We start from the raw sequence: 22,327 nt of genomic DNA, 5'->3' as shown, positions 1-22,327 counted from the left end.
GTCACTGCCCGGCCTGGTCCAGCACGCCCCAGCGGCGGCGGATCGTCCGGTCCGCCACCCCGAACGCGGCGTCGACCACCAGGCCGACGACCAGGATCACGATCATCGTGGCGAGCAGCCAGGGCGCGTCGGACAGCTCCCGCGAGTAGGTGAGCTGCGCGCCGAGCGAGGTCTGCGAGATGCCCACCACGATCAGCTCGCCGGCCATCAGGCTGCGCCAGGAGAAGGCCCAGCCCTGCTTGAGCCCGGCGACGATGGCGGGCAGGGCGGCCGGGGCGATCACGTACCGGTAGAGGTTCAGCCCCCGGGCACCGAGGTTGCGCCCGGCGCGCAGCAGCAGCGGCGGGACGTAGTCCACGCCGCTGATCACCCCGTTGGCGATCGACGGCGCCGCGCCGAGCACCACGACGAAGAAGATGGCCTTCTCGCTCAGCTCGAACAGCAGGATCGCCAGCGGGAACCAGGCGATCGACGGCATGGTCTGCAACGCGGTGATCATCGAGCCGATGGCCGCCCGCAGCACCCGGGACCGGGCCACGGCGAGCCCCAGCAGCAGGCCGACTCCGACGGAGAAGATGTAGCCGAGGGCCGCCCGGCGCAGGGTGGTGGCCATCCCCTCCCAGAGTTGCGGACCGCTGACCTGTCGGAGCAGCTCCTGCCCGACGGCGGCCGGCCCGGGCAGCGAGTACGGTGGCCAGAACCCGGCCCACACCACGGCCTGCCAGGTGCCGATGGCGATGGCGAGCGCCGCCAGCTTCGGCCAGGTGGACGCCCAGATCGTCGCGGCCCGGGTCGTCGTCTTCTGCCGGCCGGCGATCTCCAGCGCGTCGAGCCCGGAGATCTCCGCGTCGGCGCGCGGGGTGCCGGCGATCGTGTCACTGGCCATGGCGGCCCACCTCCGTACGGAGCTTGTCGGTGACCTCGGCGGCGATGGACGCGATCTCCGGGCTGTCGATGCGTCGCGGCCGGGGTACGTCGACCCGGGTGGAGTAGATGATCCGGCCGGGCCGGCTGGAGAGCAGGATGATCCGGTCGGCGAGCCGCGCGGCCTCCCGGACGTTGTGGGTCACGAAGAGGACGGTGAGCTTGCGCTCGGTCCAGATCCGCTCCAGCTCGTCGTGCAGGAGGTCCCGGGTCATCGCGTCGAGCGCGCCGAACGGCTCGTCCATCAGCAGCACCGGCGTGTCCAGCGCGAGGGTGCGGGCCAGCGCCACCCGTTGCCGCATGCCACCGGACAGCTCGTGCGGGCGCTTGCGGGCGAAGTCGGCCAGGTGCACCGTGCGCAGCAGTTCGGCGACCCGCTCCCGGCGCGCGGACCGGGGCATGCCGCGCAGCTTCAGCGGCACCTCCACGTTGCCCTCGACGGTGAGCCAGGGGAACAGGGCGGACTCCTGGAACATCAGCCCCGGGTTGACCCCGTCGCCGAGCTCGATCCGCCCGCCGCTGATCCGGTCCAGGCCGGCGACCAGGTTGAGCAGGGTGCTCTTGCCGCAGCCGGAGGCGCCGACGAGGCAGACGAATTCGCCGGGCGCGACGTCGAGGGAGACCCCGTCCAGGGCGAGGACGGCGCTCTCGCCGTGCCCGTACACCTTGGTGACGCCGTGCAGCGCGACCGAGCCGGTCGCGCTGCGTGGCGTCGTCGTGGTCGACGTCATGGCTGGGCGACCTCGGGCTTGCCCTGGGCCTTGAGCACCTCGTTGAGGTACTTCAGGTCGTAGAGGCCGTCCAGGCTGACCGGCTGGGTCAGCTCGACGGCGACCGCGTGGTCCAGGCCGGTCTTCAGCGACGAGGCGATCGGGTCGTTGGTGAACTCCAACGTCGGCCACGCCTGCTTGATCAGCTTCACGTCCAGCGGCTTACCGCTGATCTTGCCGATGTGCTCGGAGATGGCCTGCTGCGACTCGTCGGGCTTGGTGTTGACGAACTCGTTCGCCGCGACCTGACCCTCGACCAGCTTCTTCACCACATCGGGGTGGGCCTTGAGGAACTTGGTGGAGACGATCAGGTTGGTGATCACGAACTTCTTGTCCGGCCACAGGTCGCGCTCGTCGATGAGCACCTTGCCGCCGGCGTTGACCAGCCGGGAGACGAACGGCTCGGGCACCCACGCGCCGTCGATCGCCCCGCTGTTGAACGTCTCCACGGTCTGGGCGTTCTCCTGCGGGACCACCTTGACGTCGCCGCCGCCCTCCTTGGTGGCGGTCAGGCCCTTCTCCTTGAGCCAGTAGCGCAGCGCGACGTCCTGGGTGTTGCCGAGCTGCGGGGTGGCGATCTTCTTGCCGCGCAGCTGCTCGACCGAGGTGATCCCGGGCTTGACGACGAGCGCGACGCCGCCGGACGCCGCGCCCGAGATGACCCGGACCGCCTCGCCCTTGGACTTGGAGAAGGCGTTCACCGTCGGGTTCGGACCGATGTACGTCGCGTCGAGCGCGCCGGAGAAGATCGCCTCGATCGCCGCCGGGCCGGCGTTGAAGGTCTTGGTGTCCAGCTTGACGTCGCCGCCGAGCTTCTCGGCGAAGATGCCCTTCTCCACCCCGACCACGGCCGGGGCATGGGTGATGTTGGGGAAGTAGCCCAGCCGCAGCGTCACCGGGCCGGAGTCGCCCCCGGCCGCGCCGTCGTCCTCGCCGCACGCGGCGGTGACGCCCAGCGTCGCCGTGCCCACCACGGCGAGGGTGGCCAGGGAGAGCATCCGACGGAAGGGGAGCCGTCTCATCGTCTGTCCAATCCGAAGTATTCCTACTGAGTTGGTAGGAAGAGTGGGGCAGCGTTCGGGCGGCGTCAAGACCCGTCCACATCGCGGGATTCGCGCTCGAAGTTATTCCCGGTTTTCCTACCTTCTTGGTAGGTTCTCCGGCGTCCCTCGGCCGGGTGGCGGGGGCGGCGGAGAGGCGGTCGGCATGACCTTCCACTGGTTCCTTCCCACCTCCGGCGACGGACATCAGGCCGGCGCCGCCACCGTCGCGGCCGGCGCGGCGCGGCACGACCGGGCGGCCACCGTCGGCTACCTGACCGAGGTGGCCCGGGTCGCCGAGGCGGCCGGCTTCGCCGCGCTGCTCACCCCTGTCGGCTCCGGCTGCCCCGACCCCTGGATCGTCTGCGCGGCCGTCGCCCAGCACACCGTCCGGATCGGCATGCTGGTCGCCGTGCGGGCCGGATTCGCGCTGCCCACCCTGATCGCCCAGCAGGCCGAGGCGTTCCAGTCGGTGTCCGGGGGACGCCTCGCGCTCAACGTCGTCACCGGCGGCGACCCGGCCGAGCAGCGGGCGTACGGCGACTTCCTGGACCACGACGCCCGCTACGCGCGGACCGGCGAGTTCGTCGAGGTGCTCCGCCGGGCCTGGCGCGGGAGCCCGTTCGACTTCGCCGGCGAGCACTACCAGGTCACCGGCGGCGGGCTGGCCGCCCCGCTCGTGGCCCCGCCCCCGGTCTACTTCGGCGGTGCGTCCCCAGCCGCCGAGGCGGTGGCCGCCCGACAGGCCGACACGTACCTGATGTGGGGCGAGCCGACCGCCGCGATCGCCGCCCGGGTGGACCGCGTCCGCGGCCGGGCCGCCGAGGAGGGGCGAACCCTGCGCACCGGGATCCGGCTGCACGTCATCGCCCGCCCGACCGCCGCGCAGGCGTGGGCGGAGGCGGACCGCCTGCTGGCCGGGATGAGTCCTGAGCGGATCGCCGCCGCGCAGGCGCGGTACCGCCGGATGGACTCGGTCGGCCAGTCCCGGATGGCCGCCCTGCACGGCGGGAGCGCCGACGGGCTCACCGTCGCGCCGAATCTCTGGGCCGGGGTCGGCCTGGTCCGCGAGGGCGCCGGCACCGCGCTCGTCGGCAGCTACGCCGAGGTCGCGGCCCGGATCGACGAGTACGCCGCGCACGGCGTCGACGAGTTCGTCCTCTCCGGCTGGCCGCACCGGGAGGAGGCGGAACGGGTCGGCGCGGAGGTGCTGCCCCGGGTGACCGCGCCCCTCGCCGTCGCCCCGGCCCCGGTGGGCTGAGCCGCCCTGCGGGAGGTCGCCGCCGTCGGGGGCGTCGACGCGCTAGGGTCGGTTCCGTGGCGGCGCGGAGATCGAGAATTCCAGCGACGAAGTATCCGGTCGAGCGGTTCACCCTCGACAACGGCCTGCGGGTGGTGCTCACCCCCGACCGCAGCGCTCCCGTGATCGGGGTGGCGGTGATCTACGACGTCGGCATCCGGTCCGAGCCCGAGGGGCGTACCGGCTTCGCCCACCTCTTCGAGCACCTGATGTTCCAGGGCTCGGAGAACCTGGAGAAGTTGGCCCACTTCCGGCACGTGCAGGGGGCGGGCGGCACCTTCAACGGCTCCACCCATCACGACTACACCGACTACTACGAGACCCTGCCGAGCAACGCCCTGGAACGGGCGCTGTTCCTGGAGGCCGACCGGATGCGCGGCCCCCGGCTGACCGAGGAGAACCTGCGCAACCAGGTCGACGTGGTCAAGGAGGAGATCCGGGTCAACGTGCTCAACCGCCCGTACGGCGGGTTCCCGTGGCTGACCCTGCCGCCGGTCATGTTCGACACCTTCCCCAACGCGCACGACGGCTACGGCTCCTTCGACGACCTGGAGTCGGCCACCGTCGCCGACGCGGCGGACTTCTTCCGCCGCTACTACGCCAGCGGCAACGCCGTGCTCGCGGTCAGCGGGGACGTCGACGTGGCCGAGGCCACCGCGCTGATCGAGCGGCACTTCGGCGACGTGCCGGCCCGCCCCGCCCCGCAGCGCCCCGACTTCGACGAGCCCGACCTGACCGCCGAGCGGCGCTCGTCGTACACCGACGCGCTGGCCCCGCTGCCCGCGGTGGCCGCCGCCTGGCGGGTGCCCGACCCGATCACCGACTTCGCCGGCTACCTGCCGTACGTGGTGCTCGCCGAGGTGCTCACCGACGGCGACGCGTCCCGGCTGGTCGAGCGGCTGGTCCAGCGGGACCGCGCGGTGACCAGCCTCGGCGGGTACGTCGGTTTCATGGGCGACCCGTTCGACGTGCGTGGCCCCACCGCGCTGCTGCTCCAGGCGCACCTGCCACCGGGCGGCGACGTGGACAAGGTGCTGCGCACCGTCGACGAGGAGTTGGACCGGCTGGCCGCCGACGGTCCCACCGACGGTGAGCTGGCCCGTACCCAGGCCCGGATGGCCACCCACCTGCTGCGCGACACCGACGCGGTGCTCGGCCGGGCGCTGCAGATGGCGGTGCTGGAACAGCAGCGCGGCGAGCCTGGCCTGCTCAACGAGCTGCCCCGACTGGTCGGCGAGGTCACCGACGAGCAGGTCCGGGCCGCCGCCGCCACCCTGCGGCCGGAGCGCCGGGCGTCGGTCGAGGTCATTGCAGGAGGGGCTCGGTGAGGGCGAGGAGTGAGCCGGGTTTGCGAGCCCCGCAGTCGCGAACGAAGGTGGACCTGTGAGGGCGAGGAGTGAGCCGGGTTTGCGAGCCCCGCAGTCCGCGAACGAAGGTGGACATGTGAGCGCGAGGAGTGAGCCGGGTCTGCGAGCCCGCAGTCGCGAACGAGGGAGGGTCAGATGACGGCAACCGCCCAGGCCGGGGCGCGGGTGCTGCCGCCGCTCGGCCCGAACCGCAGGTTCAAGGTGCCCAAGCAGGTCGAGCGCCGGCTCGGCAACGGCCTGACCGTCATCGCGGTCCGCCGGCCGACCATCCCCCTGGTCGAGCTGCGGCTGTGGATGCCGGCCGGCCGGATACCCCTGGCCCGGGGCGCGATGCTCGCGCAGACCATGCTCTCCGGCACGGCGTCGATGACCAGCGTGCAGATCGCCGCCGAACTCCAGGCGGTCGGCGGCGGGCTCTCCGCCGGCATCGACCCGGACAGGTTGATGCTCTCCGGCGCCGGCCTGGTCACCGGGCTGGACCGGATGCTGGAGATCCTCGCCGAGGTGCTGACCGGGGCGACGTACCCGGGCGAGGAGGTCGGCACCGAGCGGGACCGGCTGGTCGACCGGATCCAGGTGGCCCAGAGCCAGCCGGCCCACCTGGCCCGCAACGCCCTGCTCCGGCGGGTCTACGGCAAGCACCCGTACGCCGTGCAGACGCCCGAGCCGGAGCAGGTGCACGCGGTCCGGCCGGCGGCGCTGCGCCGGCTGCACGCCGAGCGGGTGCACCCGGCCGACGCGGTGCTGGTGCTGGTCGGCGACATGCAGCCGGAGCGGGCGCTGGACGCCGCCGACAAGGCCCTGTCGGGCTGGAGCGGCGCCGGGCACGACGGCGAGTTGCCGCCCGCCCCGCCGCTGGAGCCCGGCCCGCTGCTGCTGGTCGACCGGCCCGGCTCGGTGCAGTCCTCGCTGCGTATCGCCCTGCCGGCGGTGCCCCGCACCCACCCCGACCACGCCGCGCTGCAACTGGCCAACCTGATCTTCGGCGGCTACTTCTCCTCCCGCTGGGTGGAGAACATCCGCGAGGACAAGGGCTACACGTACGGCCCGCACTCCCTGGTCGAGCACTCGGTGGCCGGGTCGGTGCTGATCGCCGCCGCCGAGGTGGCCACCGAGGTCACCGGTCCGGCGTTGCTGGAGACGACGTACGAGTTGGGTCGGCTGGCCTCCCTGCCGCCGAAGCCGGACGAGCTGGAGCAGGCCCGCCAGTACGCCCTCGGCACCCTCCAGCTCGGCATGTCCACCCAGGCCGGGCTGGCGTCGCTGACCAGCGTGTTCGCGGCCAACGGGCTGCGCCTGGACTTCCTCACCGAGCACGCCGCCCGACTGGCGAAGGCCACCGTCGCCGACGTGGCCGAGGCGGCCCGGCGCTACCTGGCCCCGGCGCGGGCGGTCACCGTGGTGCTCGGCGACGCCGAGCGGATCGCCCCCGCCCTGTCCGCGCTCGCCCCGGTGCGCACCGAGCCGGCCAGGCCGTGACCGCCGGGCGAGGGCTGGTCCGGGGCTCCGGCACGAGCGGGGAGACCGCCCCGCCGCTGGCCCGGTCCACCCTCGACCGGGCCGCGCACCGGCGGGCCGATCCGGCGTGGCTGGCCGAGGCCTGGGAACGGGCCCGGGTGCTGGTGCTCGACTCGGCCAGCGACGGGCGGACCCTGGTCCGGGCCGACGCCTCCCCGCCGGAGTTGGTGCTGCTCGGCCCCGGCGAGCTGCCCGAGGTGCCCCGCTCGGTCCCGATGTTCCTGGGCGTCGAGCCGGACGGGGTGCCGGTGTTCGCCGTGGACAGCCCGCTGCCCGAGCTGCCGGGCACCCGGGCGGTGCGCCTGCACGACGTCGGCCACCTGCTGCTCGACCGGGACGCCGGCATCTTCACCACCGCGCTGGCGCTGACCAACTGGCATGTCCGGCACGGCTACTCCTCGGCCACCGGCCACCCCACCCGGGTCGACGAGGCCGGCTGGTCCCGGACCGACCCGGACGGCGACCGGGTCTGGCCGCGTACCGACCCGGCGATGATCGTCCTGGTGCACGACGGGGTCGCCGGGCTCCAGGGGCGCTGCCTGCTCGGCAGCAACGCCGCCTGGGCGAGTATCCCGGGCGAGCGTCGGTACTCCTGCCTCGCCGGGTACGTCGAGCCGGGCGAGTCGGCCGAGGCCGCCGTGCTGCGTGAGGTCGGCGAGGAGGTCGGCGTCGCGGTCGAGGAGATCGTGTACGCGGGCAGCCAGTCCTGGCCGTTCCCCGGCTCGCTGATGCTCGGCTTCCTCGCCCTGGCCGATCCGGAGCACCCCGTGCACCTGGACCCGGCCGAGATCGCGCACGCCCGCTGGTTCACCCGGCGGGAGATCGGCGCGGCGCTGGCCGGGCGGCCGGTGGGCGTGGGCGGCGGCGACCGGCTGGCGCTGCCCCCGCCCTCGTCGATCGCGCTCTTCCTGATCCACCGCTGGCTCGACGGCCACTGCTGACCATCCCGGCCCGGCTCCGGCCGGTGCCGGACACGGTCCCGGCCCGGGACCGCCGTTGCCGCGACGGGTCTCGGGCCGGGAACACGGGCCGCCCTGGTCGGGTGAGGCAAGGAAACGGCGGGGGAGCCGATCCGACCACGACGGACGTCGGGTGGGTCAGCCGCCGGAGCCGAGCCGGCGGCGGCGGGGAGCGGAGTCGTTGAGGGGAAGCACCTTCACCCGTTGCCTGCCGTAGCGGACCGCGCCCACCGTCGACAGGGCCCGGGCCAGCATCAGGGCGGCGTCCCGGTCCTCGGCGTGTACCACTTGGCGGCGCGGCTCCGGGCTGGTCGTCTCGTCCCGGACCCGACCCCCGCCGGCCCAGGCCGCGGCGATGTCGATGTCGGCGGCGGCGCGGATGTCGGTGCGAACGATCAGGAACCGCATGGGTAACTCCGGATGCGACCGTGACGGACGGTACTCCGTGGAAGTTCCACGTCACTCTGTCGACATGTTACGCCCGGACGGCGTCCCAGCAAGTGAAACCCGCCGATCGGTCCGCAGGGTCGCCCGATCGGATGAACCCTGCTCAGCAGGGGTGGCATGCCGGATACGCGTCGGGGCCGCCGGGCACGCCGGGTACGCGTCGGGGCCGCCGGCACACCGCCGACGGCCCCGACAGATCACCGGATCAGGTCAGATCGAACTGCCCGGCCCTTGTCCCGGCGATGAACCCCCGCCAGCCGGCGCGGTCGAACAGCAGCACCGGGCCGCCGCGGTCCTTGCTGTCGCGCAGGGCGACCGCGGCCGGGCCCACGCTCAGCGGGGCCACCTCGACGCAGTTCGACGTCTGGCTGCGGGTGCTGGTCCGCCACGGCAGATCGGCCAGCTGCCCGGCGAGTGCGGACGGCGTGTTGCGGATGTCGTTCATGGTCTGCTCCTGACTGGAACTGCTCCGACGGGACGAGTGGCGCCGCACGCCCGGACGGGGCGGGTCCCGCGGTGGGTCACCGCTCCGTCAGTCGTCCGGAGTGTCGGCGGCGCTGGGCCGGCGCCGTTGCCGGCCCGTGGCCGACTGCGGACGGGCCCACCGCCTCGGCCAGCCGCCCCGCAGCCTCGAAGAGCCAGGTGATGGTGTCCGATTCGGAGAGCGCGGCCGAGCGCAACCACTCGAAGACCACTTTATAGCGATTTAGTACGTTTACCTCGGTGGACATGACGTTGGTGAAGCCACCTTCTATGGCCAGCGTCTCCGGGTCGAGCGGGTCGGCGAACAGGTAGATCGAGAAAGCGGTCGGCGGGAGGTACCAGTCGCCGATCGGGGTGTCCCGCGGCAGCACGTGCAGGGTGACGTGCGGCTGCATGGCCAGCTCGCAGAGCTGCCGGAGCTGCTCCCACAGCACGTCCGGCGGTCCGGCCCGCAGGCCCAACGCCGCCTCCTCCAACACCGCCGTGTAGCGCGGCGCGTCGGTGCGGTCCAACAGCGACTGGCGGGCCAACCGGGCGGCCACCTCGGTCTCCGGGGCCTCGCCGGGCTCCGGGGCCCCCGCACCGGACTCGACCTGCTGGGCCGAGACGATTCGCAGCCGGGCGTACCCCTGGGTCTGCAACAAACCCGGGACCAGCACCGGGTTGTATTCCTGGATCTCGGTGCAGCCCGCCTCCAACTCGGCGAAGGTGCGCTGCTGCGGTGTCATCACCGGGTACTTCTTCAGCCAGCCCCGCATGTCACCGGCCTCCCGGGCGATGCCCAGCAGCTCCGCGCGTGACTCGCCGTCGGCGCCGTAGAGATCCAGCAGAGCGAGGACGTCGTCGGGGTCGGGACGGCTGCGGCCGTTCTCCAAGCGGGACAGCTTGGACGCGGAGGCCCAGCCGATTCGCGCGATGACCTGGTCCCCGGTGAGGCCCGTGGCTTCGCGCAGTTGGTGCAGCGCATTGCCCAACCTGCGGCGACGCATGATCGGGCTGAATCCGGCTGGAGGCACGGTGTCCTCTTTTCCGTCGACCGCCGCAGACGCGACGGTAACTGTATGAAACTCGCCCCCCACGGTCAGTATGGACGGCGCGACTGGAGTCGGACGCCCCGACAGGGGCGTGTCTCGCAGAAAAGAGGACCGCAGACGAGCGATCCCGACGACGTCGCCGTCGACCCCCGTGGCCCCCGGCCACCCTCCGAGAGGAAACCCGATGCGCACCGTCCTGCGCCGCCCCGAGTTCCGCCTGCTGTTCGGCGGGTTGCTGGCCAGCATGGCAGCCGAGTCGATCCTGCTGCTCGCCCTCGCCATCTGGGTGAAGGACCTGACCGGCTCCGACGGGCTGGCCGGGGCGACGATCTTCGCGATCATCGCGCCGATGGTGCTCGCGCCGCTGGTCGGCTGGGCGGTGGACCGGTACCCCCGGCGGCCCTTCTTCATCGTCGCGAACCTCGCCACCGCCGCCCTGCTCACCCCGCTGTTCACCGTCTCCGAGAGCGCCGACGTCCGGATCATCTACGTGGTGGCGGCCCTGTACGGGCTGTCGTACCTGACGCTGAGCGCGCTGGTCAGCGGCCTGATCCGGCAACTGGTCCCCGTCGAGCTGCTCGCCGACGCCAACGGCGTGCTGCAGACCGTGCGCCAGGGGCTGCGGCTGATCGGGCCGCTCGCCGGGGCCGCGCTCTACGCCGCCGTCGGCGGCTGGCTGCTGACCGCGCTGGCGATGACCGGGTTCGTCGTGGCCGCCGCCGTGGTCGTCCTGCTCCGGGTGCCCGAGACGCCGTCGGCCGGCGGCGAGCTGCGGTGGTCGGCCGAGCTGGGGGCCGGACTGCGCCACCTGGCCGGCGAGCCGGCGCTGCGTCGGGCGCTGCTCGGCTACGGCCTCGGTTCGCTGGTGATGGGCTTCACCGAGTCACTGATCTTCGCGTACGTCGACCACGGGCTGCGCCGCGACGCCGCGTTCGTCGGCGTGCTGGTCACCGTGCAGGGCGTCGGCGGGCTGGTCGGTGGCCTGTTCTCCGCCGCCGTGGTACGCCGCGCGGGCGAGGTGGGCACGCTGGCCGCCGGGGTGACCCTGTTCGGCCCGGCCGCGTTGGCCCTGGCGTACCCGACCCTCTGGCTGGGCTGCGCGGCGCTGCTGCTGGCCGGAGCCGCGCTTCCGCTGATCACGGTGGGGCTGAACACGCTCATCCAACGGCGTACCCCGACGGGCCTGCTCGGTCGGGTCTCGGCGGCGTCGGAGGCCCTGGTCAGCGGCCCTCAGGCGGTCTCCATCGGCACCGGCGCACTGCTCGTCGGCGTGTTCGACTACCGGCTGCTGTTCGCGCTGGTCGGCCTGACCACCACGGCAGCCGGCGTCTTCCTGTGGCGAGGCCGTCGCCTCTCCACCCCCACCCCCACTCCCGCCCCCATGGCCCGCATCCCGCTCCAACGCCGCCCGCCCGCGCCAGCCACCCCCGACCGCCGCCTCACTCCCTGACCCCCACCCACCCGGCAAATATGCGGCAAGAGTGGCCGTTCCAGGAGGAACGGCCACTCTTGCCGGGAAAGTGCGCGCGTCCCATCGGAGGGGCGCGGTGTGATGGTCAGCTGGGTAGGGCGGCCAGGTGCTGCTTCACCTGGGTGATGGACGGGTTCGTGAGGGCGCTCCCGTCGGCGAAGTGCAGCGTCGGGACGGTCTGGTTGCCACCGTTGACCTTCATCACGAACTCGGCGGCCTTCGTGTCCTGCTCGATGTCGACCACCTGGTACGCGATGCCCTCCCGGTCGAGCTGCGACTTGAGCCGGTGACAGTAGCCGCACCACGGGGTCGAGTACATCGTCAACATGATCGGGTGTCCTCCAAGGTCCGTTCAGCCCGTCCGGTCAGGCCAGGCTAACCGTTGCAACATCAGATGGAGCTGAGATGATTCCTCGCTGTGGGGGTTCACTCAGCGTCGGAACTGGTGCTCGCCGGGCTGGACCCGGAGCAGCGCGCCGCGGTGACCGCCCCCGCCGGCCCGGTCTGCGTCCTGGCCGGCGCCGGCACCGGCAAGACCCGGGCGGTCACCTCGCGCATCGCCCACCGGGCGCTGACCGGCGAGGTGTCCCCCCGGCACGTGCTCGCGGTCACCTTCACCGCCCGCGCCGCCGCCGAGATGCGGGCCCGGCTCACCGCCCTCGGGGCGCAGGGCGTGCAGGCGCGCACCTTCCACGCCGCCGCGCTGCGCCAGGTGCGCTACTTCGCCCCCCGGCTGCTGGCGGGCCGGGCGATGCCCGAGCTGCTGGACAGCAAGGCCCGGGTGGTCACGCTCGCCGCCGCCCGGGTCGGCCTGCGGACCGACCGGGCCGCCGCCCGGGACCTGGCCGGCGAGATCGAGTGGGCCAAGTCGTCCCTGGTCGAGCCAGGGGAGTACGTCGTCGCAGCGGCCAAGGCGCTGCGCGACACGCCGCACGAGCCGGCGAAGGTGGCCGAGGTGTTCGCCGCGTACGAGAGGCTCAAGCGGTCCAACGGGGTGATCGACTTCGAGGACATGCTGCGCGCCGCCGTGTGGGGCATCGAGGAGCATCCAGACGTGGCCGAGCAGGTTCGCGGCCAGTACCGGCACTTCGTGGTCGACGAGTACCAGGACGTCAACCCGTTGCAGCAGCGGCTGCTGGAGACGTGGCTCGGCGGCCGGGACGACCTGACCGTGGTCGGCGACGCCAGCCAGACGATCTACTCGTTCACCGGGGCCACCTCGGCGTACCTGGTCGATTTCCCCCGCCGGCACCGCGGTGCCACCGTGGTCCGGTTGGTCCGGGACTACCGTTCCACCCCGCAGGTGGTCGGGCTGGCCAACGCCGTCATCTCCCAGGCCCGGGGCACCGAGGCCCGGCTGCGGTTGGAGCTGCGCGGGCAGCGCCCGACCGGCCCCGAACCGGAGCTGCGGATCTTCACCGACGAGCCGGCCGAGGCCGCCGCCGTGGCGACCCGCTGTCGGGCGCTGGTCGACGCCGGCACCCCGGCCCGGGAGATCGCCGTGCTGTTCCGCACCAACGCCCAGTCCGAGGCGTACGAGAAGGCGCTCACCGACGCCGAGGTGCCGTACGTGGTGCAGGGCGCCGAGCGCTTCTTCGAGCGGCCCGAGGTGCGCCAGGCGATGGTGGCGCTGCGGGCCGCGACCCGTTCGATTCCCGGCGATACCCCGTTGCGTGACGCCGTGGTGGAGGGCCTGTCGGCGGTCGGCTGGGCCCCGGACGCCGCCCCGGCCGGCGGCGCGGCGCGGGAGCGGTGGGAGGCCCTGGCCGCGCTGGTCCAGCTCGCCGAGGAGTACGGGGCCAGCCCGCCGGTGCTGCCGATCGGCGAGGCCGCCGCCGTGGAGCGCCCGGTGACGCTGGCCGACTTCAACGACGAGCTGGCCCGCCGGGTCGCCCAGCAGCACGTGCCGACGGTGGAGGGGGTGACCCTGGCGTCCCTGCACTCGGCCAAGGGCCTGGAGTGGGACGCGGTCTTCCTGGTCGGGCTCTCCGAGGGCACCCTGCCCACCACGTACGCCCGCACCGCCGAGCAGGTGGAGGAGGAGCGCCGCCTGCTCTACGTCGGGATCACCCGGGCCCGTGAGTGGCTCTGGCTGTCGTACGCGGTGGCCCGCTCGCCCGGTGGGCGGGCCCGGCGGCCGTCGCGGTTCCTGCCCCAGCTCGACCGCTCCGGCGGCGGGACCGAGCGGGCCGGGGCCGGGGCCGGCCCGGCGACCCGGCGGGTCGAGCGCCGCCGTCCCCAGATGGTCCCCTGCCGGATCTGCGGCGCGACCCTGCTCGCCGGCCCGGACCGCAAGCTCGGCCGCTGCCCGACCTGCCCGTCCGACATCGACCAGGGCCTGTACGAGCGGCTGCACGACTGGCGGGCGCGGGTGGCCGGGTCGCAGAAGGTCCCGGCGTACGTGGTGTTCACCGACGCCACCCTCGTCGCGCTGGCGGAACGGCGACCAGGCCGGCCCGAGGAGCTGATCGCGATCGCCGGCATCGGCCCCCGCAAACTCGGCCTGTACGGCGAGCCGGTGCTGGCCCTCGTGGAGGGCGCGGCGGTCGACGACGTCTGCCCTGAGAAAACTTTCGAAATCGAGCCGTAAAATCGTTTGCCCTCGCCCCCGGGCGAGGAATAGCCTCGGGACACACCTCGCGAGCAGCGCCATTCCGGCTGCTCAGGGGGTAGAGACCAGTCGGCTTCGAGGAACGTGAGGGAGGTGTCACCAATGGAGATCTTCACCTATGAGCCCCCGGCGGGGATGCCCGCAACCGTTGCCCCGCTGTCGGCTGTCCGGGTGGCCCTTGCCGCTCGACCGTCGGCTCCGCAAGCGCACCAGGTCCGGGTTCAGGCCGAGCTGAATCTGACCGTCGTGCCGCTGACCGGAGTCGAGGGGGCCAGTGGATTCACGGGCATGGATATCGATGGCGCCAAGAAGCGCACGGATGTCCGCGGCGTTCCACCTCGAGGTAGACCGGTCTGATCCTCAGACACCGGCTCACCTCGAGGCCGCGGAACCCGCTACTGGGATCCGCGGCCTCAGTTTTTTGCCTGCCGTAGTACGTCGGAAGTCCGATCCACGAGATCGATGTGAGAGAGAGGTGACCGGGAGATGAGTCTGGCGTTGGCCCCCATCGACGTGAACGTCGAAGTGGAGGCGAACCTGTCCTGCCGGAAGTTCGACCCCGACCTGTGGTTTTCCGACTCACCCACCGAGCTTGAGGTGGCCAAGTCGCTCTGCGGGGACTGCCCGCTGCGCGTCGAGTGCCTCGCCGGGGCGGTGGAGCGGGCCGAGCCCTGGGGCGTCTGGGGCGGCGAGATCTTCGAGCGTGGCGCGGTCGTTCCGCGCAAGCGGCCCCGGGGCCGCCCGCGCAAGGAGGATGTCGCCCGTGACGCCGCGTTGAAGGTCGAGGCCGAGGCGCGCCTGGCGGCCAGTGGGCTGTCCTCGTCGCGCAACACCGTCCGGCTTGCTGCCTGACACACCCGATCCGCACCATCCCCGCCGGTGCCACACCGGCCACGAGAGAGTTGAGACGCATGATGCACCTGTCCATTGGAGCCGTCGAGATGCAACTACTTCCCGAAGCGTTGTCCCGGGCCCGAATGCCCCGGCCTCAGGCCGGTCGCACCACCACGAGCACTGAGGCAACCCGATCCGCCCGTACCGTCGCGATCAGCAGCCGCAGCCAGTCGGCTCGCGACCTGGGCGTTCTGTAACCGAACACGACACACGCGGGGGCGTGTCGGCCGACCGGCCGACACGCCCCCGCGTCGTCGGCCGGTCCGGCCCGGCCCGCGGATTCCGGCCTGTGGTTCGCGTCGCCGGCTCCGGGCGCTCGTTTGCGCGGCCGGTTCAGGCCACCGGGGCGAAGCCCGGCAGCCAGCGTTCCAGGATCGACCGGTACGGCGCCTTGGCCTCGAGTTGGCAGAGCACCCCGATCGAGCCGAGCGTCACCCGGTGGATCAGCAGGTACGACGGGGGCAGGTTGAGCTGCCGGCTGAGCTGGTACGCCGGTGAGCGGGGGCTGGCCAGCCGGGTCGCCTCGGCCCGCAGCCAGGCCCGGGTGAACCGGAACTCCTCCTCCGCGACCGGGGTCAGCATGGGCCGGATGAAGTCCAGTACGGCCTGGGCGTCGATCGGCTCGGTGGGGCTGACGAAGCCCTCCTCGCGCAGCCCCTCGACCACGCCGGCGGCCTCGCCGCGTAGGGCCAGCCCGGCGAGCCGGCCGATCGGCTCGGGCGTGCCCTCCGGCATCCGGGCCACCGCCCCGAAGTCGATCACGCCGAGCCGGCCGTCCGGCAGTAGCCGGAAGTTGCCCGGGTGCGGGTCGGCGTGCAGCAGGCCGGCCCGGGCCGGCGCGGACAGGTGCAGGATGGCCATCAGCCGCCCGGCCTCGTCGCGCTGCTCCTCGGTGCCCGCCCGGATGATCTCGGCCAGCGGGGTACCCTCGATCCACTCGGTGACCAGAACCCGGGGGGTGGCCGCGAGCACCGCCGGGATGAAGATCTCCCTGTCGTCCGCGTACGCGGCGGCGAAGGCGCGCTGCGACTCGGCCTCCAGCTCGTAGTCCAGTTCCTCGGTGATCCGCTCGCGCAGCTCGACCAGCAGCGGCTTGACGTCCAGCCCCGGCTGGATCGCCCGGAACATCCCGCCGAGGCGGGAGAGCTGCTTGAGATCGGTGAGCAGCGCGTCGCCGGCCCCCGGGTACTGGATCTTGACGGCCGCGTCGCGGGACGCCCCACCGTCCGGGTCCCGCCACACGGCCCGGTGCACCTGCCCGATGCTGGCCGCGGCGGCGGGGGTGTCGTCGAACCTGTCGAAGCGCTCCCGCCAGGCCGGACCGAGCTGCTCGGCGAGCACCCTGTGCACGGTGGCCGCGGGCAGCGGCGGCGCCGCCTCCTGGAGCTTGGTGAGGGCCTGCCGGTAGGGGGCGGCGACCTCCTCGGGCAGGGCCGCCTCGAACACCGACAGCGCCTGGCCGAACTTCATCGCCCCGCCCTTGAGCTGCCCGAGGACGCTGAACAGCTGCTCGGCCGTGCGTTGCTGGATCTCGGCGGAGATCACGTCGGAGGCCAGCCCGGTGACGCGCTTACCCATGCCGAGGACGGTCCGGCCGGCGAAGCCGAGCGGCAGAGCGGCGAGCTTGGCGGTCCGGGACACGGCCCGGCGCGGGATGTCGGTCACTCGGCCATTGTGACCGACTCGGCGGCCTCGCGGCTGCTCCGTGGCCGGGCCGGGTCGCCCGACCCCCGGATCGGCGGCCGCCGTGCCTGCCCGCCGATCCCCCAGGGAGCCGTCGTGGCCTGTCAGCGGCCCTGTCCGGCACAGCGGCAGGACGGGTGGGGCGGCCAGGTGCGCCGGCGTAGTCGGCCGGGGCTGGTCACCTCCACGGCGCAGCCCAGGGTCTCCGGCGTGCCGCCGTCGAGGTGGGCCAGCGCCTCGGCGACGGCGTACCCGACTGCCGAGAGCAGGGTGGCCGTGCCGCAGGACTGGTCCGAGGCATCGGCGGCGAGCTGGGCCGCGAGCGCCGGCCAGCCCGGGTCCCGCTCGGTGCGGTACAGGTCGACGCAGCGCAGGCAGGGCCCGACGGGCGGCCGGACGAGCGGGCCGATCGTCGGCACCCCCTCGCGCAGGGTGAGCAGCAGGTGCGGCTGGCGACGCTGGGCGAAGCCGGCCGCGAGCAGGGCTGCCGGCCGGTCGATGCCGAGCTGGAGCACGAGGTCGGGCCGGTTACGGGGCAGCGGGCGGGTGGCGGTGCCGGGGGCGGCCCGGTCCACCGCGGCGCGTACCGCCGGGGCGAGCGGGTGCCCCAGGTCGGTGGCGGCCAGCCCCGTGCCGACCAGGTCGGCCGGGCGCACCGACCCGGCGAGGTTCGCGTGTACGTGTCCCACCCCGGCCTGGGCGAGCGCGACGGCGACGGGAGCGCCGAGCCGGCCACCGCCGGTCACCAGCACCCGCGCGGCCCGGCGTCGCCGCAGCACCTGGGCCGGCGTGCCGGGCAGGTCGGGCGCGGCCAGGGCCAGCGCCCCGGCCTCCGCGGCGAGGCGGTGCCGCGCCGGGCCGGCGAGGTCGCGGGGGAGCAGCGTGTGCGCTGGTACGACCAGCCCGGCGTCGCGCAGCGCGTCGAGCAGCCCGCGCGCCTCGTCCTGGCGCACGTCGACGCCGGCGGCGTGCGCCAGGACGAGGCGTTCGCTGCGGGAGCCGTCGAGCAGGTCGAGCACCCGAACGGCGCGGGGGTTGGCCACCTCGACGAGGACGGCGCGGCTCGACCCCAGCCCGAGCTGGAGGGTGTGCCGGTCCCGCCACAGGCGGGTCAGGCCGGGAAGCAGAACGGGCCGGGGCAGCGCGGGACGGCTCATGATGACGAATCGTCACCGAGTCCCCGCTGTCCGTCGATCGTTGTCCACAGGTGCGCACCGCCCTGCCCGGGGTTTTCCACAGAAAAAGCCGGGTTATCCACAACCGGCCGGTAACCGTGTCGGTCAGCCGACACCCGGGCGGGCACCGAAACGGTACGGGGGAGGGCGGCCGCAGCCGCCCTCCCCCGTACCGGACCCGTACGGGTCAGACCTTCGCCTTGCCCAGGATGCGGTTCACTGTTGTGCCGCATACCGGACACTTGCCCTTGGCCATGTTCATCCCGGTCTTCGAGACCTCGACGTGCCCCTCGAAGTCCCGCTTCTCCTTGCACTTGACGCAGTAACCGTTGTAGGTCTGGGCCTTGTCGGCCACGGGTGCCCTCCTCGTCTCGTCCGCCGGTCGATCTGGCTCCGGCGGTTGCCCGGCGGCGGGCCACGCGGGGCGCCGACGCTGGGTCTTTCTCCGCGGCCACCCTCGTGACCGCTGGTCCGCGGACCCTACCCAGGTACGGGCGGTTCCATGTCAGCTGTGCTTCGACACTGTGAGCAAGTCGACGTCGAGAGTGTGCATGCCGAATTAGGTCGGATAAGTCAGTTTGGCGGGGACACGCCGGGTGAAAGCACCCAGATGCCCCACGAGGAGGCCCTGGGGAGGCGTTCGGGACGGTGATCATCTACGGTGGGGATCGAGCCCTCGGGCTGCCCGTCACGGTCCTCAGGACCGTGACGGAGCGTCTTCGTGACAGTCTGCAAGGTTTTTTTTCGGGACTTCTGACCACCAACCATGACTTTCCAGGCGCGTGTCGTGGTGTTGACTCTTGCGGACCCCTGGTCAGTACCCATTAGCTTTCCTTCGTGACAGCAAAACGAGGCTGCGCGGCCCACTGATGGCAGGGGTGCGGAAGCCCGTCGTCGAAGTACGGCGCAGCCAGCGCCGGCGACGCACGGTGTCCGCCTACCGCGACGGTGAACGGGTCGTGGTGCTCATCCCCGACCAGTTCTCCCGGGCCGAGGAGACCGAGTGGGTCGACCGGATGCTGGCCCGGCTGGAGGCCCGGGAAGGGCGCCTCGCCCGCTCCGACGACGAGCTCTTCGACCGCGCCACCCGGTTGCGCAGCCTCTACCTCGCCGAGTACGGCGACCGGGCGGTGCCGTCGAGCGTCCGCTGGGTGACCAACCAGAACGGCCGCTGGGGCTCCTGCACCCCGGCCGACCGGACCATCCGCCTCTCGCACCGGATCCAGGACATGCCCGACTGGGTGATCGACTACGTCCTGCTGCACGAGCTGGCCCACCTCATCGTGCCCAGCCACAACGCCCGGTTCTGGGCGCTGGTCGGGCGTTATCCCAAGGCCGAGCGGGCCCGTGGGTACCTGGAGGGCGTCGCCGCCGCCTCCGGCGGCCCGCTGACCGACTGACCGGGTCGGTCAGCCACGGCCCGGCACCGGGCGCGCGGTGGTGTGGCCGACGGCCTAGGGTCGGGGCGTGGCCCGACGTGTGGTGGTGGCGTTGCTCGGACCGGTGGCGTGGGCGCCGCCGGGGATCGACCCGGTGGCTTGGCGGGCCGCGCTCGCCGAGGACGTGGTGGACCTGCTCGCCACGCTCCAGGAGGTGGAGACGGCGATCGCGGCCACCCCGCAGGACAGGTCGCTGGCCGAGGCCGTCGTCTGGCCGGGGATGGCCGTGTACGAGGTGCCCGAGGCCACCGTCACCGCCGTCCTGGCTGCGCTGACCGGCTACGACCAGGCGGCCGTCGTCGCCGCCGACGCCCCGGACCTGCCCGGCCTGACCGTCGGCAAGCTGCTCCGCCCGCTGACCACCCGGTCGGTGGCGGTGGCCCCCGCCGAGGGGGTCGGCCCCGGCCTGCTCGGCGTCGCGTCCCGGCTGCCCGTGCCGGGATGGCTGCCGGAGATCGACCTGGACACCGCGCTCCCGGCAGACGTGCGGCGGGTCGCCCCGCAACCCGGGGACGTGGCTGTCACCGCCGCCTGGCGACGGCTGCGCGGCCCAGCCGACCTGGCCACCCTCGACCCCGCCGTCGAGGGCTGGGAGACGACCCGCGCCCTGCTCTCCGGCCGCCGCTGACACCCGAGGGCCGCCGACGCGGTGCGCCGGCGGCCCTCGGGTGTGCTCAGGAGAACGGGGTCAGGACTCCTCGGCGTCGTCCCCGGTGCCCTCGGGGCGCGGACGGGGGGAGCCCGGGGCCTGCTCCTCCGGGCCGCCCGGCGCGCTGAAGTCGAAGTTGGCCAGCTCGTCGTCGAGGTCGAGCCGGGCCGTGGCGAACGCCGCCGGGTCGGCGAAGTCGTCGTCGGAGGGGAGCAGGTCCGGGTGGCCCCAGACGGCGTCCCGGCCGGAGATGCCCCGGTGCTCGGTCAGCGCCGCCCACAGGGCCGCCGCCTCGCGAAGCCGGCGCGGGCGCAGCTCCAGCCCGACCAGCGCCGCGAACGTCTGCTCGGCCGGCCCGCCGGCCGCCCGCCGCCGCCGGAACGCCTCGCCGAGGCGGACGACGTTGGGCAGCCGCTCGCCGGCGGCGTTGTCGACCACGTGGCAGACCCAGCCCTCCACCAGGGCGAGCGCGGTCTCCAGCCGGGCCAGCGACGCCTTCTGCGCCGGAGTGTCCTCCGGGGTGAAGATGCCCTCCAGGGCGATCGCCTGCATGGACTCCGGGTCGGTCGGGTCGACCCGACCCATGGCCTCCTCGATCGCCTCCCGGTTGACCCGGATGCCCGACGCGTACGTCTCAACGGCGTTGAACACGTGCCCGCGCAGCCACGGCACGTGCTCGAAGAGCCGCTGGTGGGCCGCCTCGCGCAGGGCCACGTAGAGGCGTACCTCGTCCTCGGGCAGCTCCAGGCCCTGCCCGTACGCCCGGATGTTGGCCGGGATCAGCGCGGCGGTGCCGGCCGGGCCGAGCGGGAGCCCGATGTCGCCGGCGGAGAGCACCTCCGCGGCGAGCGAGCCGAGGGCCTGCCCGAGCTGCCCGCCGAACAGCGCGCCGCCGAGGGTGGCCATCATCGACTGCATCGGGCCGAGCTGGGCCCGCGCCTCCGGCGGCACCAGGTCACCCATCGCGCCGACCATCCGGCTGGCCACCGGGTCGCAGAGCTTGCGCCAGACGTCCAGGGTCTTGTAGATCCACTCGTTGCGGTTCCACGCCAGCGAGGTGCGGATGCCCGTCGGCCAGGCGGTGACCGGCTCGAGCCAGAGGTCGGCGAGGCGTAGCGCCTCCTCGACCGAGTGCCGCTCGTGCGGCGAGACCGCCGGGTCGCCCGCTGCGGCGAGCTGGCTGGCGGCCACCTGCCGGGCCAGGTCCCAGTTGACCGGCCCGCTGCCCGGCGCGGAGAGCAGGTGCTGCAGCTGCGACATGAACTGCTGCATCTGCGCGGGATCGTTGGGATCTGGTGGTTGCCCACCCGGGAGCGCGAAACCGAACGGAATATCAGGCACGACGTCTACGGTACGCGGGCTGCGCCCCAGGTAGCCGCCACCGGCGTTGCGCTGAGGGCGAAGTCGTCGTCACCGTCCGGGGCCTCGCCGGACCGGTCGGTACGCTCTGCGCCATGAGACGTCGTGGCGTGACCGTCCTCCTGGGTGCCCTGCTGACCACCCTGCTGAGCTTCGGTGTGCTCAACGCGCCCATCCCGTACGTGGTGCTCGGCCCCGGGCCGACGGTGAACACGCTGGGCACCTCGGACGGCAAGGAGGTCATCCAGGTGTCCGGGCGGGCGACGTCCACCTCCGCCGGCCAGCTCCGGCTGACCACGGTCGGCGTGCAGCCCACCGTCCGGCTGCGCTCGGCGCTGTCCGGCTGGTTCTCCTCCGACGAGGCCGTGGTGCCGCGCGAGCTGGTCTACCCGCCGGGGGAGAGCCAGCAGGAGGTGGAGCAGCGCAACGAGGAGGACTTCCGCAACTCCCAGACCAGCGCCGAGACGGCGGCCCTGCGGGAGCTGGGGTACCCGGTCCAGGTGCAGGTGAAGACCGTGACGGCGGGCGGCCCGTCGGCCGGGGCGCTGCGGGTCGGCGACGTCGTCACCTCGGTCGACGGCACGCCGGTGACCAGCGCCGGCCGGCTCACCGAGCTGATCCGGGCCAAGTCGGCGGGCACCGTGCTGACCATCGGCTACACCCGCGACGGCGCCGCCGCCACGGCGCAGGTCACCAGCCGGGAGCAGGACGGCCGGCCGCGTATCGGGGTCGAGATCGACCAGCAGCAGCCGCACCCGTTCACCCTCTCCATCGACCTGAACGACATCGGCGGCCCGAGCGCCGGCCTGATGTTCGCCCTGGGGATTGTGGACAAGCTGGAGCCGGCCGACCTGACCGGCGGGAAGATCATCGCCGGCACCGGCACGATCGACGACGAGGGGCGGGTCGGCCCGATCGGCGGGATCGCCCAGAAGCTGGTCGGCGCGAAGCAGGCCGGGGCCAAGGTGTTCCTGGTGCCGGAGGCCAACTGCGCCGAGGCGGTCCGCAACCCGCAGCCCGGCCTTCCGCTGCTCAAGGTGGGCACGATCGACGACGCGCTGACGGCCCTGGCGGCGCTGCGCGAGGGCGGTGAGCCGACCCGCTGCTGACCGATCCGCCGCTGCCCGGCGTGACCGTGGGCCGCCGCTTTCAGGAACACCCCGTACGCTGGGTGCCTGGTCGGAGCCGATCACATCGAGCGTGC

At 73.3% G+C, this 22,327-nt stretch carries 22 protein-coding genes; 11 read left to right on the top strand and 11 right to left on the bottom strand.

All coding sequences use genetic code 11. The features are described from left to right. Position 1: 1 nt before the first annotated feature. Genes ACQPZO_RS26040 through ACQPZO_RS26030 form a run of 3 tightly spaced genes read right to left on the bottom strand, consistent with a single transcriptional unit; the run spans position 2 to position 2,716 of the window. A complete protein-coding gene (locus tag ACQPZO_RS26040; RefSeq protein WP_433344571.1) occupies positions 2-886 on the bottom strand; it encodes an ABC transporter permease in 885 nt (294 codons plus the stop codon). After that, positions 876-1,655: an ABC transporter ATP-binding protein gene (locus ACQPZO_RS26035; RefSeq protein WP_161685524.1), complete on the bottom strand. Its 780-nt coding sequence runs from the start codon at positions 1,653-1,655 to the stop codon at positions 876-878. The genes ACQPZO_RS26040 and ACQPZO_RS26035 overlap by 11 nt, the downstream gene beginning before the upstream one ends. Next, positions 1,652-2,716 (bottom strand): ABC transporter substrate-binding protein, encoded by a 1,065-nt coding sequence (locus ACQPZO_RS26030; protein ID WP_350889414.1) that lies wholly within the window; start codon positions 2,714-2,716, stop codon positions 1,652-1,654. The genes ACQPZO_RS26035 and ACQPZO_RS26030 overlap by 4 nt, the downstream gene beginning before the upstream one ends. Before the next feature lie 184 nt (positions 2,717-2,900). Here ACQPZO_RS26030 and ACQPZO_RS26025 point away from each other — a divergent pair, with 184 nt between their 5' ends. The 4 genes from ACQPZO_RS26025 (at position 2,901) to nudC (ending at position 7,860) form a co-directional block, all read left to right on the top strand. Next, entirely contained in the window at positions 2,901-3,995 is a 1,095-nt protein-coding gene (locus tag ACQPZO_RS26025; protein ID WP_433344570.1) for an LLM class flavin-dependent oxidoreductase, read from the top strand. A gap of 56 nt (positions 3,996-4,051) precedes the next feature. Next, a complete protein-coding gene (locus tag ACQPZO_RS26020) occupies positions 4,052-5,362 on the top strand; it encodes a M16 family metallopeptidase (protein ID WP_433344569.1) in 1,311 nt (436 codons plus the stop codon). Between the two features lie 174 nt (positions 5,363-5,536). Further along, entirely contained in the window at positions 5,537-6,880 is a 1,344-nt protein-coding gene (locus ACQPZO_RS26015) for a M16 family metallopeptidase (protein ID WP_433344568.1), read from the top strand. A 14-nt stretch (positions 6,881-6,894) separates the two neighbouring features. After that, positions 6,895-7,860, top strand: coding sequence for an NAD(+) diphosphatase (nudC, locus tag ACQPZO_RS26010; protein WP_433351263.1), 966 nt, complete (start codon positions 6,895-6,897; stop codon positions 7,858-7,860). A 156-nt stretch (positions 7,861-8,016) separates the two neighbouring features. Here nudC and ACQPZO_RS26005 read toward each other — a convergent pair whose 3' ends face one another. From ACQPZO_RS26005 to ACQPZO_RS25995, 3 genes are all read right to left on the bottom strand, one after another. Continuing rightward, on the bottom strand, positions 8,017-8,286 hold the full coding sequence (locus tag ACQPZO_RS26005; protein ID WP_433344567.1) for a hypothetical protein: 270 nt from the start codon (positions 8,284-8,286) through the stop codon (positions 8,017-8,019). 244 nt (positions 8,287-8,530) lie between these two features. After that, positions 8,531-8,770 (bottom strand): DUF397 domain-containing protein, encoded by a 240-nt coding sequence (locus ACQPZO_RS26000; protein WP_387015417.1) that lies wholly within the window; start codon positions 8,768-8,770, stop codon positions 8,531-8,533. A 76-nt stretch (positions 8,771-8,846) separates the two neighbouring features. Continuing rightward, positions 8,847-9,824, bottom strand: coding sequence for a helix-turn-helix domain-containing protein (locus tag ACQPZO_RS25995; protein WP_433344566.1), 978 nt, complete (start codon positions 9,822-9,824; stop codon positions 8,847-8,849). Positions 9,825-10,026: 202 nt separating this feature from the next. On the opposite strand from ACQPZO_RS25995, the gene ACQPZO_RS25990 reads away from it, so the two are divergent. Next, positions 10,027-11,292 (top strand): MFS transporter, encoded by a 1,266-nt coding sequence (locus tag ACQPZO_RS25990; protein ID WP_433344565.1) that lies wholly within the window; start codon positions 10,027-10,029, stop codon positions 11,290-11,292. Positions 11,293-11,398: 106 nt separating this feature from the next. On the opposite strand, the gene ACQPZO_RS25985 is transcribed toward ACQPZO_RS25990, so the two are convergent. Further along, the gene (locus ACQPZO_RS25985) at positions 11,399-11,641 is read right to left on the bottom strand and encodes a mycoredoxin (RefSeq protein ID WP_433344564.1); all 243 of its coding nucleotides are present in this window, start codon (positions 11,639-11,641) and stop codon (positions 11,399-11,401) included. A gap of 90 nt (positions 11,642-11,731) precedes the next feature. On the opposite strand from ACQPZO_RS25985, the gene ACQPZO_RS25980 reads away from it, so the two are divergent. The 3 genes from ACQPZO_RS25980 to ACQPZO_RS25970 all read left to right on the top strand — a co-directional run bounded on the left by ACQPZO_RS25980 (position 11,732) and on the right by ACQPZO_RS25970 (position 14,776). Next, entirely contained in the window at positions 11,732-13,903 is a 2,172-nt protein-coding gene (locus ACQPZO_RS25980) for an ATP-dependent DNA helicase UvrD2 (protein WP_433344563.1), read from the top strand. A gap of 123 nt (positions 13,904-14,026) precedes the next feature. After that, on the top strand, positions 14,027-14,281 hold the full coding sequence (locus ACQPZO_RS25975) for a hypothetical protein (RefSeq protein ID WP_433344562.1): 255 nt from the start codon (positions 14,027-14,029) through the stop codon (positions 14,279-14,281). 129 nt (positions 14,282-14,410) lie between these two features. Continuing rightward, a complete protein-coding gene (locus tag ACQPZO_RS25970; RefSeq protein WP_433344561.1) occupies positions 14,411-14,776 on the top strand; it encodes a WhiB family transcriptional regulator in 366 nt (121 codons plus the stop codon). Between the two features lie 375 nt (positions 14,777-15,151). Here the strand turns inward: ACQPZO_RS25970 and ACQPZO_RS25965 are convergent, their stop codons facing one another. The 3 genes from ACQPZO_RS25965 to ACQPZO_RS25955 form a co-directional block, all read right to left on the bottom strand. Beyond that, positions 15,152-16,483 (bottom strand): ABC1 kinase family protein, encoded by a 1,332-nt coding sequence (locus ACQPZO_RS25965; protein ID WP_433344560.1) that lies wholly within the window; start codon positions 16,481-16,483, stop codon positions 15,152-15,154. Positions 16,484-16,605: 122 nt separating this feature from the next. Next, positions 16,606-17,658: a hypothetical protein gene (locus ACQPZO_RS25960; RefSeq protein ID WP_433344559.1), complete on the bottom strand. Its 1,053-nt coding sequence runs from the start codon at positions 17,656-17,658 to the stop codon at positions 16,606-16,608. A 205-nt stretch (positions 17,659-17,863) separates the two neighbouring features. Then, positions 17,864-18,031 (bottom strand): DUF5679 domain-containing protein, encoded by a 168-nt coding sequence (locus ACQPZO_RS25955; protein ID WP_198347997.1) that lies wholly within the window; start codon positions 18,029-18,031, stop codon positions 17,864-17,866. A gap of 514 nt (positions 18,032-18,545) precedes the next feature. On the opposite strand from ACQPZO_RS25955, the gene ACQPZO_RS25950 reads away from it, so the two are divergent. Together ACQPZO_RS25950 and ACQPZO_RS25945 are read left to right on the top strand one after the other, a co-directional pair. Next, positions 18,546-19,076 (top strand): M48 metallopeptidase family protein, encoded by a 531-nt coding sequence (locus ACQPZO_RS25950; RefSeq protein WP_433344558.1) that lies wholly within the window; start codon positions 18,546-18,548, stop codon positions 19,074-19,076. A gap of 67 nt (positions 19,077-19,143) precedes the next feature. Next, positions 19,144-19,743 (top strand): hypothetical protein, encoded by a 600-nt coding sequence (locus ACQPZO_RS25945; protein WP_433344557.1) that lies wholly within the window; start codon positions 19,144-19,146, stop codon positions 19,741-19,743. A 60-nt stretch (positions 19,744-19,803) separates the two neighbouring features. Here the strand turns inward: ACQPZO_RS25945 and ACQPZO_RS25940 are convergent, their stop codons facing one another. Next, on the bottom strand, positions 19,804-21,036 hold the full coding sequence (locus ACQPZO_RS25940; protein ID WP_387015448.1) for a zinc-dependent metalloprotease: 1,233 nt from the start codon (positions 21,034-21,036) through the stop codon (positions 19,804-19,806). Between the two features lie 182 nt (positions 21,037-21,218). Between ACQPZO_RS25940 and ACQPZO_RS25935 the strand changes: the two genes are divergently transcribed. After that, positions 21,219-22,232: a YlbL family protein gene (locus tag ACQPZO_RS25935; RefSeq protein WP_433344556.1), complete on the top strand. Its 1,014-nt coding sequence runs from the start codon at positions 21,219-21,221 to the stop codon at positions 22,230-22,232. Positions 22,233-22,327: the final 95 nt, after the last annotated feature.

Origin of the sequence: Micromonospora sp. CA-111912 (assembly GCF_050948415.1) — a bacterium.
Taxonomy (GTDB): Bacteria; Actinomycetota; Actinomycetes; order Mycobacteriales; family Micromonosporaceae; genus Micromonospora.
Note: the sequence above shows the minus strand (reverse complement) of the source record. Positions and strands in the feature narration are given on the sequence as shown.